Here is a 15793-nt window from a genome sequence, read left to right on the forward strand (position 1 = left end):
TAGCAAATGGCACAAAATGCTAAGGTTACGGTGCACCCTGCCTATAAAGTGGGTGAGATTTCAGAGAGACTTTTTTCGGCTTTTTTAGAGCCAATCGGAACAATGGTTAACGGAACCATGTTTAATCCGAAGCATCCTACAGCAGACGAACAGGGCTTTAGAAGAGATTTTATAGATGCCCTTAAAAAGACAAAGGTTCCCGCAGTAAGATTGCCCGGTGGAAATTTCGTTTCGGCCTGGCAATGGAAGGATTCAATTGGTCCAAGGGATCAGAGAAAGGTTCATCTCGATCCGGCATGGCATCAGTATATTTTGAATGATGTGGGACACGATGAATATCTTCAGTGGGCAGAAAAAGTAGGCACAGAGCCGCTTTATACGGTAAACATGGGAACCGGCACAATTCAGGACGCGATGGACCTTGTTGAGTATACTAATCAGGCAGGCGGTACCTATTGGTCAGACCTTCGTAAGAAGAACGGCCATGAGGACCCCTATGATGTAAAAATGTGGTATCTGGGCAACGAAATGGATGGACCCTGGCAGCTTGGTTCATGGGATAAAAATCCTGAAGGCTACGGCCATAAGGTACTTGAGACCTCAAAGGCAATTAAGTGGATAGATGAGACCATAGAGACGGGCGTGTGCGGATCTTCAGCTCCCTTCATGGAAGGCTTCCCTGCATGGGACGAAGCTGTACTTGATAAGTGCTACGACGTTGTTGACTATGTGTCTGTTCATCACTATCACACAGCGGCACCGGGAGATACCAAGGCGCTCCTTGGCGGTTCTTTATACTATGAAGACTTCATCAATACTGAAATCGCAATGATAGATTATGTGGCTTCAAAGCACAGATCACCCAAGCAGGTGATGCTTTCCTTTGATGAATACGGCGCTATGCAGAGACCATTGCAGGAGCTGCATCCCGGCTATGGCAGATACAACATGGCAAGAAACCACTATCGTTTTGATCCCGAGAGAAGATATATACTGCATGATCCCGACAACATGCCGGAGCGTCAGTTCCCCGGCGGAGATATGATAAATGCACTTTCAATGGCATCTATCCAGCTTGCGCTTTTAAGACACGCTGACAGAGTAAAGATCGGCTGTATGACAGGCGGACTTCCGGCTCTTGCAGCATCAAACCACGATCATGTTTGGAGAGCAGCTTCTCACTATGTTTTCATGCAGCTTATGAAGTATGCAAAGGGCGTAGCTCTCGATGCCAAGGTAGAATCCGAGACCTACGACATGCCCGGATATGCCATCGAGGATACCTCACAGTACACCGGAAAAGAGGGCGTAAATTACATCGACGCTGCAAGTGCATGGGATGAAGAAAATAACAGACTGGCAGTTTTTGTAATCAACAGAAATGAGGAGTCAGATTATCCCCTTACAGTTGATTTAAAGGGCTTTGAGGGCTACAAACCGACCGGTGCCTATAAACTTCACACAAATGACCTTGAGCTCAAAAATACCTACGAGAATGACGAATTATTGATGCCTGAGGAAGAGAAAGATTACACCTTTGAGAATGGAGAATTCAAGCTCTATGTAAAGCCTCTTTCCTGGAATGTATATGTTTTTGAAAAGGAATGAAGAGCCGGGTGAAAATACCGGCTGAATAAAATAAAACAGACAGAAATCCGAATAGAACGGACTCTGTCTGTTTTTCGTTTGTTGTAATATAGCTTTTTACGAATTAAGTCGTGAGAGGAACTGCTTTGTGCGTTCCTCCTTAGGATTATTGATAAGCTCCTTTGCAGGGCCTTTTTCCAGGATTATTCCATCATCCATGAAAATAGCTTCGTCTGCTACGTCTCTTGCGAAGGTCATTTCGTGGGTAACGATGATCATTGTGGTGTGGCGCTCGGCAAGGCGCTTGATAACTCTTAAAACTTCTCCTGTAAGCTCGGGATCAAGGGCAGAGGTGGGCTCATCAAAGCACAGGATATCCGGCTTGAGCGCAAGGGCACGGGCGATGGCTACACGCTGCTGCTGACCACCTGAGAGCTGATGAGGATAATTGTCCATTCTGTCGGAAAGCCCCATCTGATTAAGGAGAGAGCGTCCGTTTTCCATGATCCATTCTTTGTTTTTCGCTTCTGCAGTCATGAGAGGCGCAAGAGTTACGTTCTCAAGGGCTGTGTACTGCGGAAACAGATTGAACTGCTGGAAAACGAGACCAAAGTGGAGCCTGTTTTTCCTTAAAGCTTCCGGATCTGTTATGGGAGTTGAAGCGTCAAAAAGCTTCTCACCGCGAACGGTAATAGTACCTTCATCCGGTGTCTCAAGGAAGTTGAGGCAGCGCAGAAGAGTGGTTTTTCCGCTTCCCGATGATCCGATGATGGATATGGTCTGTCCTTCCTCGAGATCAAAGCTTATTCCCTTCAGGATTTCTGTATTATCGAAACTCTTTTTTATGTTTTTTACTTCTAAAATCGGCATATTTTTCACCAGTCTAACTAAATATATTTGCTTATAAATCTTTATCTACCGGGCTTGGAGCCGGCTTAACAGGTAAGCCTTGCTTTGTTTACCTGAAATAGCTCAGCTTCTTCTCGATATAGCCAAACAGTAATGTGAGAAGGCCGCTGAATATGAGGTAGAATGCGCCTGTGTAGAACAAAGGCCAAATGATTCCGCTGCTCTTAATGAAGGCCTGACCGTTCCAGATGATCTCGTAAACGGCGATAACTCTTGCAAGAGAGGTATCCTTTACAAGGGTGATGACCTCGTTTGAGATGGGCGGAACGATTCTTTTAATAACCTGAAGCAGGATAATCTTGCGGAAAATCTGGCTCTTGGACATACCAAGAACCTGTCCGGCTTCGTACTGACCGACAGGTATTGACTGGATTCCGCCACGGTAAATCTCTGAAAAATAGCAGGCGTAATTTATTACGAAAGCCACCAGAGCTGCCAGAAATCTGCCTGAAGTGTTAGAACCCCATACATTTAGCCCCAGAAAAATACCGGGGCCATAGTAAATGATGAGGAGCTGAAGCATCAGCGGTGTTCCTCGTATGATCCATATTATAAATCGTATGGGATATTTGATCACGGCTGTTTTACTCATGGAGCCGAAGCTGATGAGCAGTCCCAGCGGCAGAGAAAAAAGCAGCGTCAAAACAAAAAGCTTAATTGTTCCCAGAAACCCTTCCAAGAGGGATAAGGTAACAGTCCAAAACATCTAAAAAATTACTCCTCTATCAATTACTGTGCGATCAGTGCATCCTGAACGCCATAAGTCTTGGCGATATCAATCATTGATCCGTCTTTATAAAATGCTGCAAGCTGATCGTTGATGTAAGCAGCAAGATCAGAACCCTTGCGGCATCCGATACCGTATTCCTCGGTAGTAAGCTCTACAGTGTGTGTAAGATCTGCGTAGCTTGTTCCCTCACCTACCATAGCGCCTGCCATAAGAAGGTCGATGATGCATGCGCCTGATGTGCCTGCGTCTACTTCCATAACGGCATCAGCCTGTGATGTGAGAGAGGTGTACTCAAAACCGTTGTCGATAGCAGCCTGCTCACCTGCTGAACCGGACTCAACTGCAAAGCTGAGACCTGCTACAGAATCCTTGTCGCTGTAGGAAGCTGCGTCAGCAGCGGGTACAACTACTACCTGAGCATTGTTAAGGTAAGGCTTTGTGCACTCCATTGCACTTGTAACCTCACTTGTGAGGGTCATTCCGTTCCAAACAACGTCGATTGACTTATTCTCAAGCTCAAGAATCTTGTTGTCCCAGTCGATCTCAACGAATTCAACCTTAACGCCAAGAGATTCAGCTACCTTTGAAGCCATATCAGCGTCAAAGCCGATCCAGTTGCCATTATCATCCTTGTAATCCATGGGTGCGAAATCTGTGATTCCAACGATAAGTGTGCCCTTGTCCTTGATGTAGCTAAGGTCACTGTCAGCAGATGATGCGCTTTTGCCGCATCCTGTCATGCTCATTACCATTACAACCGCCATTGCCATAGCGAGTATCTTCTTTTTCATAATACAATTCCTCCTCAAAAATTTAGTCTTGTAACACTTTACCACACTAAAATCTAATTGTAAACATAAGTTTTAACAAAAAAGCATTCTCTCCTAAAAAATAAAGAGAGAATGCCTTATTTTATAGCTTTTATTATGAATAATTGACGATAAAGCCTTTCAGATTAAGAGCCGGAGCGGGCAGTTTATGAAAATCAGAAACTGATCTTAAGTGCTCCCGGCATATGAGTGTCGCGTCTTTCGGGAAGATCAACAACCAAAACTCCTGAATGCTGTGAGAAGGTCACGTTGCCGCAGCCAAGATACTCTACGTTTTTAACCTCTTCCTCTGGCTTTAATGAGGTGATAACCGCTGTGTTTCTGCCTTCGTTTTTCATTACAAAGGCGTAGAGAGTACCGTCTTTTTGTACAAAACGGAAATCGTCGTCATTCCAGTCAACCTGATCCTCGCGGAAGCCGTCGATGATTACGCTGGCATGGCCTTCACCTGATACGCGGAAAGGTCTTGTGCCATAGACAGCTTCGCCGTTTACTGCAAACCAGTCGGTAAGTTCAGACAGGATGTATTCTGCCTCTTCGTCGATGGTTCCGTCCGGGCGCTGCAGAATGTTCAACAGCATAGTGCCGTTTTTAGCGATGGAATCAATGAGGATATCGATGATGTGACGAGGCTTTTTATAAATAGCCTTTTTATCGTAGAACCATCCGCCGATGCAGGTCTCAGACTGCCACGGTACAGGGGAGATGTCGGGAAGCTGGCTTCGCTCGATATCAAGGGTTCCAACGGTATAGATGTTCTCATTGCGGTTTTTCTGAGTGTAGATGGCCTGGTTTTTGCCATGGAGCTTCTCAGAGGTGTTATAAAGGTGCGCAACAGCATCAAGACCATAGCGGTAAAGGCTGTTGTCATCGGGAATATCGTTGTCCTCAAAAGGAAGAGAGCTGTCGGAGTAGAGCATATCGGGCTGGTAAAGGTCAATAATTTCGTGCATTACTTTCAACCAGTACTCATGAAAAGCGGAGTTCTGTGTAAGCCATACCCACTTGTCCTCCTCGCCTTCCTTAGCCACGTGCTCATAATTGTCATGATAAAAATCGCGGTATGCGGGATCATTTCCATCATAGGGAATTCCCTTGTAGGGGCCGTAGGAATCGGAACCTTTGTTGGAGCGCCACCATGCAAAGGATGCGCCAAGATGCTCAGTTAAGCCAAAGGGCAGATTGTATTTTTTCGCAGCTTCCTTCCAAAGACCGCAGATATCCTTGTGAGGTCCCACCTCCACGCTGTTGAAGCGATTTAATTTAGAAGCATAGTTGAAGAAATGATCATGGTGAGAAGCCTGTGCCACGAAAAATCTGGCACCTGCCTTGTAGTATTTCTCCATAAGAGCATCGGGATCGAAGTTCTCTGCCTTCCACAGAGCGCAGATGTCCTTATATCCGAATTTTGAGGGATGACCGTAGGTACGAAGATGATATTCATACTGGTCAGTGCCCTGGATGTACATATTTCTGGCATACCAGTCGCCGCACATGGGAACGGACTGGGGACCCCAGTGACTCCAGATACCGAATTTCGCATCGCGGAACCAGTCGGGACATTCGTGTTTTTTAAGTGATTCAAAGCTGGCTTCAAACATATTTAAATTCCTCTCTTAAGAAAGTTTAGTGTCATACGAGTATAATTTTAGCGCATTTATTTTTGGAAAAATATAGTAAATATTGTTCCAAAAATGGGGATATTTTCATAGGTGCAATGATGTGAAAATCATGTCAATAAGCAGCTTTTTGTTTTATAATTAGAGAGGAATTTGACGTAAAAGCGAAAGCATAAATTTCGCTTTTAATAATAAAGGAGAGACTGTAAACGTGAATGTTTTTGACATTATCGGCCCTGTAATGATCGGGCCTTCAAGTTCACATACTGCAGGAGCGGTGCGGCTTGGAAGAGTTGTGAATAAGCTAATCGATGACAGACCGCTAAAAAAGCTGGAGATTACCTTGTCGGGTTCTTTTGCAAAAACCTATAAGGGCCATGGAACCGACAGAGCTTTGCTTGCGGGAATAATGGGATATAAGAGCTATTCCCCGGAAATCAGGGACGCCCACGAGATTGCCAGGAAACGTGGAATCGACTACACCTTTTTAAAGGAAAATATAAAGGGAGCCCATCCAAACACAGCGCGGATTCAGTATTTTCTTGAGGACGGCACTGCGGGTGTTATGCAGGGTGCCAGTATCGGCGGTGGCAATATTCTTGTTCAGCAGATAAATGGAATGAATGTTGATTTTAACGGGGAGAACACCACTATTCTTGTTATGCACGAAGATAAGCCCGGTGTAATCGCCAGTGTGACCAACATGATGCACTGGGAGTACGAGGACCTCAACATCTCCAATTTTCATCTTTCAAGGCAGGAAAAGGGCGGCGAAGCCATCATGACTATCGAGATAGACGGCCTTCCGCCTGAGACAATTGTTGATGAGATAAGAGGAATCGAGCATGTAAAAAATGCGATTCTGATAAGGCGAGTGTGAGTACAAATATGATTTTAAGAATCCGCATTGGCTGTGGATTCCGAGAGAATATCTATGATTTAGGAGCTTAGATAATGCTTAAATATAATTCTGTAAACGAGCTTGCTCTCGAAGCTGAAAAAAGAGGCATCAAAATAAGTGAGCTTGCAATTGAGGATCAGGCTAAAAGCATGGAGATATCCACGCAGGAGCTCTATGAAAAAATGGAAATCAATTTTGAAGTAATGAAGCAGTCTGTAATCGATGGCATGAAGAAGGATCAAAAGTCCATGTCAGGCCTTACAGGCGGAGAAGGTTTCCTTATGAATTCCTATGCACAAAGCAGCGGCGGAGGCCTTTGCGGGGACTTTTTATCCAAGGCTATTGCAAGAGCCCTTGCCGTTGCCGGATGCAATGCCTCCATGGGAAGAATTGTCGCTGCTCCAACTGCAGGAAGCTGCGGAATTTTGCCGGGCTGCCTTGTATCACTTTATGAAGACAGGAATTTTGATGAAAAGACCCTGATAATGTCCATGTTTACAGCCGGCGCTGTGGGGATGGTAATTGCGAACCGCGCCAGCATTGCAGGAGCAGAGGGCGGATGTCAGGCTGAGTGCGGAAGTGCCGCAGCAATGGCGGCCGCTGCGCTTGTAGAGGTCATGGGCGGATCACCGTCAGCATGTGCCGACGCCTGCGCTATGGCGCTGTCTAATCAGATGGGACTTGTTTGCGACCCGGTAGCCGGGCTTGTGGAGATTCCCTGCATAAAGCGAAATGTGTCGGGACTTGTTATCGCCTTTTCCTGCGCAGATATGACTCTTGCCGGAATCAGAGCGAAGATTCCCTGCGATGAATGTATTGATGCCATGAAAGAAGTTGGCGATGCCATGGCCACAACACTCAAAGAAACCGCAGGAGGCGGTCTTGCCACCACACCTACGGGAATTAAGCTGAAGGAGAAGGTGTTCGCTGAGTAGAGTGTGCCACCGGGGACGGTTCTTTTTGGCACGCGGTGCCACCGGGGACGGTTCTTTTTGGCATGGAACCGTGCCTAGTGGCATGCTCACATCATAGTGCAGCACTGAAAACATCGATTTCAGAGATAAGCGCTCCGGAATCGTCGTAGATTTCAAGGATGACATCGTGAACTTCCTTATTGCTGGTATAAATTCTGACTTTCCAGCCCTCGAGGAGCTTTGGAATATCAGCAGAGTAGTAGAGGCCATCCTCATCTATCATGTGAAACAGATATTTATCATCATCGGCCAGAGGAATGTCGAAGGAATATTCTTTACCTAATTCTTCAGGCTTCACCATAGCCGTGCCCCATACGCTTGTCTTGCGGTTTTCCGTGGTATCCCGGATGATCCAAACACTCGATTCTCTGACATCATCTACAATTGATATGTTTATTTTCTGAGTGAATTTTTTCACAGCTTCTGAGAAGGCCGTTCTGGTATTGGCATCCATACGCAGATCCCAGGCACCGTCCGGCTTTTTATCCCACATCAACTCCGCAGAGTAGCTGCTGTTGTCCATAAAACCATCCATTACATTCGAACCGGCGGCCTTGTGCCTTACGAATTGACAGCCCTCTAACAGCTTTAGAGTTTCGTTGTATTCTGCACCGATTATCTCAACCTCAGTAACTACCTGCTGTTTTAGCTCTTTATCAAAAATATCAGTTTCCGCGTAGTATTTCTTATCTTTTTTTCTGATAGTGTATTGGTCATAAATGTAGCCATAATCAAAGCGCTGGGTCCCGGTCAGATAGGTGGCCCTGGTAATCTCGTAGAGCTTTGGATCTGTTCCAACTTCATAGGTCTTAAAAAAGCGCATATAAACAAATCTCCCTGTGAAAATCAACGCAATCAGAATGATTATGATAAAAATGACAATTTTGAGTTTTTTCATTATTTCCCCCTAAAAGAAACGAACAACAAAACGTCTCTACATTTATATGCCAACTGTGTATGTTCGTGCCACTGGGGACGGTTCTTTTTGGCACGGGGGATCACTCACGCATGGCGTGCCAAAGAGAACCGTCCCCGGTGGCATGGTCCCCAATGGCATGCCCACTAACTATATGAAAAACTGATGACTTGTGTTATTATGGACACGAGATTTTCCGAAGCGATAATGAATATCAGTTTTAGAAAATCCACAACTTAATTAGACGGAAGGTGTTTGTGGAAGGCGTTGCCTTTGCACAAGTGAAAAGGGAAGCGGGTGTGAATCCCGCACGATCTCGTCACCGTGTTTCGAGAATTTACTTTCATTACCACTGGATCAGAATTGGTCTGGGAAGGGAGAGTGAATGCCGCGTGAATCTGCGCGATATCGATCAGCCGGGAGACCTGCCTGTCGTCGTACATGGGAAACCGGGTCACGAGGAATTGGCTGTACGAAACTATTTTGGTAAATGCTATCCGGCATTTGCCTTGTCGTTTTGTGTCAAAAAATCTTCGCCTTCGGCGAAGATTATCCATAGCTGAGAAAATAGCCTTCAGCAATTTTCTCAGGAATAATTCATCTAAGATCCCACATCCCCATGAGAACAAATAGGAGGCATATATTATGAAAAAAAAGGTACTTGCAGTGATAATGACTGCAGCACTGGTCATGTCCGCAGCAGGATGTGGCAACAAGGATGCGGCTAACACCGCAGAAACAGAGGCAGTGGCAACTGAGGAGGTTACAGAAGCTGCCGAAGAAACAGAAGAGGTAGCTGAGGAAACCGCAGAGGAGCCCGAAGAAACCGAGGAAGTAGCAGAAGAAGCAGAAGAGACAGCAGATGCAAGCGAGAGCGCAGGTCTTGAGGATGGCACATACACTGCTACATTTACAACAGACAGCAGCATGTTCCACATCAATGAAGCTTATGACAATAAGGGAACACTTACAGTGGAGAACGGAGAGATGACAATTCACATCACTCTTCCTTCACAGAACATCGTTAATCTTTTCCCGGGAACAGCTGAGGATGCCCAGAAGGACGGTGCAGAGCTTCTTCAGCCCACAACAGACACAGTTACCTATGATGATGGAACAACAGAGGAAGTAAATGGCTTCGATGTTCCGGTTCCTGCAATAGGCGAGCCCTTCCAGCTTGCACTTATCGGTACAAAGGGCAAGTGGTATGACCACGAGGTTACAGTTTCAGAAGTAACCGAAGGCGAAGGTGATGCGGAAGGAAGCAGTGAAGATATGGCGGCAGCAAAGGAAGTAGCAGATCTTATCGATTCTATATACGTTCAGACCCGCGATGAAAACACAGATGAGCTTTGCGCTAAGGCTAAGGAAGCCTGGGATGCCCTTACAGATGAGCAGAAGGAGCTTGTAGAGGGGGAAGAAGCAGATCCTGACTATTTCGGAAGAGATACCGGCGATGCTTCAAAGGATGATCCGCTTAACAGCGACGACATCGGCGAGAACGAGCTTCTCGTTGTAAGTTTTGGTACATCCTTTAATGACAGCAGGGCTGAGGATATCGGTGGTATCGAAAAAGCTCTCCAGAAGGCATATCCCGACTGGTCAGTAAGAAGAGCCTTCACAGCTCAGATCATCATTAACCACGTTCAGGCAAGAGATGATGAAAAGATTGACAACGTAGAGCAGGCGCTTGAAAGAGCAGTAGAGAACGGTGTTAAGAACCTTGTAGTACAGCCCACACACCTTATGCACGGTGCTGAGTACGATGAGCTTAACGATGTTCTTGATGGATACAAGGACAAGTTTGAGTCAGTTGCAGTAGCTGAGCCTCTTCTTGGCGAGGTTGGTTCTGATGCAACTATCATCAATGAAGATAAGAAGGCAGTAGCTGAGGCAATCACAGCAGAGGCAGTAAAAGAGGCAGGTTATGACAGCCTTGATGCAGCAAAAGAAGATGGTGTAGCTTTTGTTTTCATGGGCCACGGTACATCTCATACAGCTAACGTTTCCTACAGCCAGATGCAGACACAGATGAACGAACTCTCCTATGAGAACGTATTCATCGGAACAGTAGAGGGTCTTCCTGCTGAGACAGAGCTTTCTGCTGTTATCGACAGTGTTAAGAGTGCAGGCTACAAAAAGGTTATCCTTCGTCCCCTTATGGTTGTTGCAGGTGATCATGCAAATAACGATATGGCAGGCGATGACGATGATACCTGGAAGAGCGGATTCCTTGCAGACGGATCCTTTGACAGTGTAGATTGTCAGATCTCAGGTCTTGGAAGAATCGAGGCTGTTCAGGAGCTTTATGTAAAACACACAGGTGAAGTTATCAAGTAATTAAACATGAATAAAAAGCGGGAAAAAGAATTCTTTAGTGTAAAAATTCTGCTGATCCTGCTGATTTCACTATGTATTACAGGATGCGGCAGTATTTCCGATGGGGAGTACGCCGCATCTGTTACCCTGACGGGAGGCAGCGGCAAAGCCGGCATCGAGTCTCCCTGCAGGGTTACTGTTACAAATGGGAAAGCAGAGGCAGACATAATATGGAGTAGCCCTAATTACGACTATATGATCGTGGGCGGTGAGACCTATCATCCTATAAACACAGAGGGCAATTCCGAGTTCGTGATACCTGTAGAGCTGGATAAAGATATGGAGATTCAGGCTGATACTACAGCTATGAGTAAGCCACATCTCATCGACTATACCCTCAGAATATCCATTTTTGACGATGCGAAGGAAAAGAATGAGGATGCTGAGCCGGTTCCGGATTCAGTTAACGGGGAAGCTTTAAAAACAGCACCCGAAATCCCGGGTCTGTCCTACATTTCTACCGATGAAAACGCATTTGCAGAATGCTTTGCGATACACCGATATGAAGACGGCTATGCTGTTATCAGTGTTGATGACGGCAGAGATTATCTGATTGTACCGGAAGGCAGGACAACAGAACTAAAAAGTGATAATAATATAACTATAATACAAAAACCTTTAAATAAGATTTATCTTGCAGCTTCCAGTGCAATGTGCCATTTTGACGCTGTTGGCGCAGTTGAAGCCATCGCTCTTTCCGGAACAGAGAAGGATGACTGGTATATCGAATCCGCAAAGGCAGCCATGGAGCAGGGAACCCTTCAATATGGCGGCAAATACAGCGCACCGGATTATGAAAAAATGGTAATGGACGACATTGACCTTGCCATAGAAAGCACAATGATACTCCACGTTCCGAAGGTACAGGAGAAGCTTGAAAAGCTGGAAATCCCGGTATTTATTGACAGATCAAGCTATGAGGCAAAACCCCTTGGGCGATGCGAGTGGATAAAAGTATATGGTCTCTTAACAGACAAAGAAACCGAGTCAGACGAGAAGTTTCAAGAGCAGGAGGAGCTTATAACCTCCATAAAAGACAAGGAATTATCAGGGAAAACCGTGGCGATTTTCTCGGTTAATTCTAATCATCAAATAGTTACAAGGAAAAAGAACGATTATTTTGCCAGAATGGTCAGCATGGCAGGCGGCACTTATCTTTTCCCGCAGGAAGAAGAGGATGAGAAGGCAAATGCCCAGACCACAATAAGTATGGAAGCTTTCTATGATTATGCCAGAGAAGCGGACATTCTGATCTACAATGCCACCATAACGGATGCGCCTGAGTCCCTTAATGGACTTGCGGACCTTAGCGAGCTTTTTACAGACTATAAGGCTTATAAGTCAGGAGCAGTCTGGTATACAGATAAATCACTGTATCAGTTTGCAGACAAAACAGGCACAATAATCGATAATCTATATAGAATAATTTCTGAAGATAAGGAAGATACAGAGTTTTTCCATAAGCTGAAATAGGACCCACACAGAAGTAAACCCGTGATGGTCTGATGGCGGCAGTTTGGAATTTAACGGATAAACAAAGATATAGAGGAGAGCACTTTTGGCAAAAAATCTGATGATCCAGGGCACGATGTCCGGAGCAGGGAAAAGCATATTGACGGCAGGAATACTTAGAGTTCTTCGCCGGGACGGCTACAGGGTAGCACCCTTTAAATCGCAAAATATGGCCCTAAATTCCTTTGTTACGCCTGACGGACGGGAAATAGGAAGGGCACAGGCTCTTCAGGCCCAGGCGGCGGGAATGGAGCCTTCTGCGGATATGAACCCCATTCTTCTAAAGCCCATGGGTGATACCACCTCACAGATAATCGTTAATGGGCTTCCCATAGGAAACATGCGGGCTGCAGAGTATTTTAAAATGAAAAAGGACCTGATTCCGGATATCAAGGCAGCCTATGACAGGCTCGCATCAGAAACCGACATCATCGTGATAGAAGGTGCCGGAAGCCCCGTTGAGATAAACCTTAGAGAAAATGACATAGTAAACATGGGTCTTGCGGAAATGCTGGATGCACCGGTGCTTCTTGCAGGCAATATTGATCCCGGCGGGGTTTTTGCACAGCTCCTTGGAACAGTGCAGCTTATGTCAGAGAGTGAAAAAGCCAGAGTAAAGGGCCTTATCATCAATAAATTCAGGGGAGATGTATCACTTTTAGAGCCGGGACTTGAAATGTTCAGACCCTATCTGGACATCCCTTTTGCAGGAATTGTGCCCTATGTGGAGCTTGATCTTGATGAGGAGGACAGCGTCTCTGAGAGGCTTAAAATCAGGAAAAATGCCGGCGTTGGCGAAAATATAACAGGCGATATCATTGAAATAAAGGTGATAAGACTGCCATTTATCAGTAATTACACAGACTTTACGATTCTTGAGGGAATTCCCGGATGCAGACTTTCGTATGTAAATAAACCCGAGGACCTAGAAGGAGCCGATCTTATAATTTTGCCCGGCACCAAGAACACCTTAAGTGACCTGAAATGGCTGAAAAAAGAAGGCCTTTACGACAAGATCAAAAATCTTGCCGGAACAGGAACGCTTATTGTCGGAATCTGCGGCGGTTTTCAGATGCTTGGCAGAGTGGTGAGAGACAAGTCCGGCGCAGAAGGCGGCGGAGAAGAGCAGGGGCTTTCGCTTCTTCCCATAGACACTGATTTTAAGAATGAAAAAACTTTGTCTCAGGTCTCCGGCGAAATAGGAGCTCTTGAAGGAGTCTACAGGTCACTATCGGGTATAACCGTCAGTGGCTACGAGATACACATGGGAGAAACTTATGCGGAGAGGGGGATTTTCCCTGTAATAACTGAAGGAAACGTTCTTGGAACCTATATGCATGGCATTTTCGATACCGCGGATTTTACAAGGGCGCTCATAAAAATCATCTATGAAAAGCGTGGAATTACAGCGGAGGCTCCTGAAATAGAGAGCGCTGCAGTTCATCAGGACAGGGAGCTTGATAAGCTGGCAGATGTGCTTAGAGAGAGCCTTGACTGGAAGCTGATTTACGACGCTATAGGAATCTGATGCAGATAGAGGCCGCGAAGAAAAGCAGATTTTTAAGCCTATATAAACGCCATTACGTGAGGAAAAACATTGAATATCAAACACATTCTTCCTTCTGACATAGAGAAGGAGAGCTTCAGAATAATAAAAAGTGAACTGGATGCCATGGGTAAGACAGTGCCGGAGGACCTTCTCCCTACTGTTTTGAGGGTAATACATACCACGGCGGATTTCGAATACGCCGACACCATGCGGTTTTCAGAGGACGTCATAGAAAAGGCAAAGACTGCCATCAGGAGCGGCGCCCACATCGTAACCGACACAAACATGGCGCTTAGCGGAATCAGTAAGAAAACCCTGGAAAAATACGGCGGAGAGGTCCACTGCTTCATGGCAGATGCGGACGTTGCAGCTAAGGCTAAGGAAAAGGGTGTCACAAGGGCAACCGTCAGCATGGATAAGGCAGCCGAGTTAGATGCACCTCTGATTTTTGCAATCGGCAACGCGCCTACGGCACTTATAAGGCTCTACGAGCTAATGAACGAAGGGAAAATTAAGCCGCTTTTAATAATCGGCGTTCCCGTTGGCTTTGTAAATGTGGTTGAAGCCAAGGAGCTGATTCTCAACAGCGATGTACCATATATAGTTAATGAAGGAAGAAAGGGCGGAAGCACAGTAGCAGCGGCTATCTGCAATTCTATTCTGTACAACCTTTAACTGACAAAGAAAAGGATAGATTTTCTCGAAACAAGTAACCCATACCACCAAACCGGCATAGGATTAAAGTATTTATGAGTGATATTTTTATTGAGAAAGGCGGGAAAAAGTTAAGATGCGGATTCACCACGGGAAGCTGCGCCACGGCTGCGTCCAAGGCGGCTCTTTTGATGCTTCTTACAGGTGAAAACCTGCACCATGTAAGTATCACCACTCCCAAGGGAATTACCTATAATGCGGAGATTGTGGATATTCACAGGAACGATGCCCTTGAATACGTATCCTGCGCTGTAATCAAGGACGGCGGCGACGATCCTGATGTCACCAGCGGAGCCAAGATATTTGCAAGCGTGTGTCTTACTGATGAAGAAGGCGTCGAGATTGACGGGGGAGAGGGTGTCGGAAGAGTCACAAAACCCGGCCTTGATCAGCCAATCGGCGAAGCGGCAATTAATTCGGTTCCAAGAAAAATGATCAGGGAAAATCTGGAGGAGGTTCTTAGCCTCCGGGGCATTACAGGAAAAGGCGTCAGGGCCGTTATCAGCGTGCCTGACGGCGAGTTTATCGCGAGAAAGACCTTTAATCCAAAGCTTGGAATAGTGGGAGGCATTTCGATTCTTGGAACCACGGGAATCGTAGAGCCCATGAGTGATACGGCGATAGTTGAGACCATAAAAACCGAGATCAGTGTCCGGAAGGCTGAAGGGAGAGAGATTCTTCTTGCGGCTCCCGGCAATTACGGTCTTACCTTTCTGCATGAGGTATATGGTATTGATGAAAGCATAGCCGTAATGAGCTCCAATTTTGTGTATGACACGGTGAAAAATGCAGTTGACAGCGGCTTTTCCAAGCTTCTCTTTGTGGGACATATAGGAAAACTCGTAAAAATAGCGGGCGGTATCAAAAACACCCACTCTATGTACGGGGATCACAGGATGGAGATTTTGTCTGAAATTGTGATAGATGTAGCAGGACATGGCATTGAAGACAGGATTTTGTCCTGCGTAATGACGGACGAAGCGGTGAAAATAATAAATGAGGAAGGAATAGGCGATTTAGTATTCGACGAAATGGTCAGCCGGATTAAGAGGAATATGGAAGAGTGGTCAGAGGGCAGGATACGGGCGGAAGTCATAGTTTTTTCCAATGAAAATACAGAGCTTGTGGCCACTAAAAACGCTCATGAATGGTTAAGTAAAATATAAAGGAACA

At 45.8% G+C, this 15793-nt stretch carries 13 protein-coding genes and 1 riboswitch; of the genes, 8 read left to right on the forward strand and 5 right to left on the reverse strand.

Annotation, left to right across the window (positions count from 1 at the left end; genetic code table 11):
* Nucleotides 1-6: 6 nt before the first annotated feature.
* A complete protein-coding gene (locus G608_RS0118770) occupies nt 7-1608 on the forward strand; it encodes an alpha-L-arabinofuranosidase C-terminal domain-containing protein (protein WP_026497271.1) in 1602 nt (533 codons plus the stop codon).
* Nucleotides 1609-1704: 96 nt separating this feature from the next.
* Here G608_RS0118770 and G608_RS0118775 read toward each other — a convergent pair whose 3' ends face one another.
* The 4 genes from G608_RS0118775 to G608_RS0118790 form a co-directional block, all read right to left on the reverse strand.
* On the reverse strand, nt 1705-2457 hold the full coding sequence (locus G608_RS0118775) for an amino acid ABC transporter ATP-binding protein (protein ID WP_026497272.1): 753 nt from the start codon (nt 2455-2457) through the stop codon (nt 1705-1707).
* An 88-nt stretch (nt 2458-2545) separates the two neighbouring features.
* Nucleotides 2546-3202: an amino acid ABC transporter permease gene (locus G608_RS0118780; RefSeq protein ID WP_026497273.1), complete on the reverse strand. Its 657-nt coding sequence runs from the start codon at nt 3200-3202 to the stop codon at nt 2546-2548.
* Nucleotides 3203-3225: 23 nt separating this feature from the next.
* Nucleotides 3226-4017 (reverse strand): transporter substrate-binding domain-containing protein, encoded by a 792-nt coding sequence (locus G608_RS0118785; protein ID WP_026497274.1) that lies wholly within the window; start codon nt 4015-4017, stop codon nt 3226-3228.
* A gap of 194 nt (nt 4018-4211) precedes the next feature.
* Nucleotides 4212-5657, reverse strand: coding sequence for an alpha-L-fucosidase (locus tag G608_RS0118790; protein ID WP_026497275.1), 1446 nt, complete (start codon nt 5655-5657; stop codon nt 4212-4214).
* A 229-nt stretch (nt 5658-5886) separates the two neighbouring features.
* Between G608_RS0118790 and sdaAB the strand changes: the two genes are divergently transcribed.
* Nucleotides 5887-6555: an L-serine ammonia-lyase, iron-sulfur-dependent subunit beta gene (sdaAB, locus tag G608_RS0118795; protein ID WP_026497276.1), complete on the forward strand. Its 669-nt coding sequence runs from the start codon at nt 5887-5889 to the stop codon at nt 6553-6555.
* 74 nt (nt 6556-6629) lie between these two features.
* Nucleotides 6630-7511: an L-serine ammonia-lyase, iron-sulfur-dependent, subunit alpha gene (sdaAA, locus tag G608_RS0118800; RefSeq protein ID WP_026497277.1), complete on the forward strand. Its 882-nt coding sequence runs from the start codon at nt 6630-6632 to the stop codon at nt 7509-7511.
* A 91-nt stretch (nt 7512-7602) separates the two neighbouring features.
* On the opposite strand, the gene G608_RS0118805 is transcribed toward sdaAA, so the two are convergent.
* Nucleotides 7603-8448, reverse strand: coding sequence for a hypothetical protein (locus G608_RS0118805; protein WP_026497278.1), 846 nt, complete (start codon nt 8446-8448; stop codon nt 7603-7605).
* 250 nt (nt 8449-8698) lie between these two features.
* A riboswitch (cobalamin riboswitch) is annotated at nt 8699-8913 on the forward strand.
* A 711-nt stretch (nt 8914-9624) separates the two neighbouring features.
* On the opposite strand from G608_RS0118805, the gene G608_RS24525 reads away from it, so the two are divergent.
* The 5 genes from G608_RS24525 (at nt 9625) to cbiD (ending at nt 15786) form a co-directional block, all read left to right on the forward strand.
* Nucleotides 9625-10806, forward strand: a complete 1182-nt coding sequence (locus tag G608_RS24525; protein WP_026497280.1) for a sirohydrochlorin cobaltochelatase — start codon at nt 9625-9627, stop codon at nt 10804-10806.
* Between the two features lie 6 nt (nt 10807-10812).
* A complete protein-coding gene (locus tag G608_RS21935; protein ID WP_051209551.1) occupies nt 10813-12318 on the forward strand; it encodes an ABC transporter substrate-binding protein in 1506 nt (501 codons plus the stop codon).
* A gap of 85 nt (nt 12319-12403) precedes the next feature.
* Entirely contained in the window at nt 12404-13885 is a 1482-nt protein-coding gene (locus G608_RS0118825) for a cobyric acid synthase (protein WP_026497281.1), read from the forward strand.
* A gap of 69 nt (nt 13886-13954) precedes the next feature.
* On the forward strand, nt 13955-14581 hold the full coding sequence (locus tag G608_RS0118830; protein WP_026497282.1) for a precorrin-8X methylmutase: 627 nt from the start codon (nt 13955-13957) through the stop codon (nt 14579-14581).
* A gap of 74 nt (nt 14582-14655) precedes the next feature.
* A complete protein-coding gene (gene cbiD / locus G608_RS0118835; RefSeq protein WP_051209553.1) occupies nt 14656-15786 on the forward strand; it encodes a cobalt-precorrin-5B (C(1))-methyltransferase CbiD in 1131 nt (376 codons plus the stop codon).
* The last annotated feature ends 7 nt before the right edge of the window (nt 15787-15793 follow it).

Origin of the sequence: Butyrivibrio sp. WCD3002 (assembly GCF_000424265.1) — a bacterium.
Classification (GTDB): domain Bacteria; phylum Bacillota; class Clostridia; order Lachnospirales; family Lachnospiraceae; genus Butyrivibrio.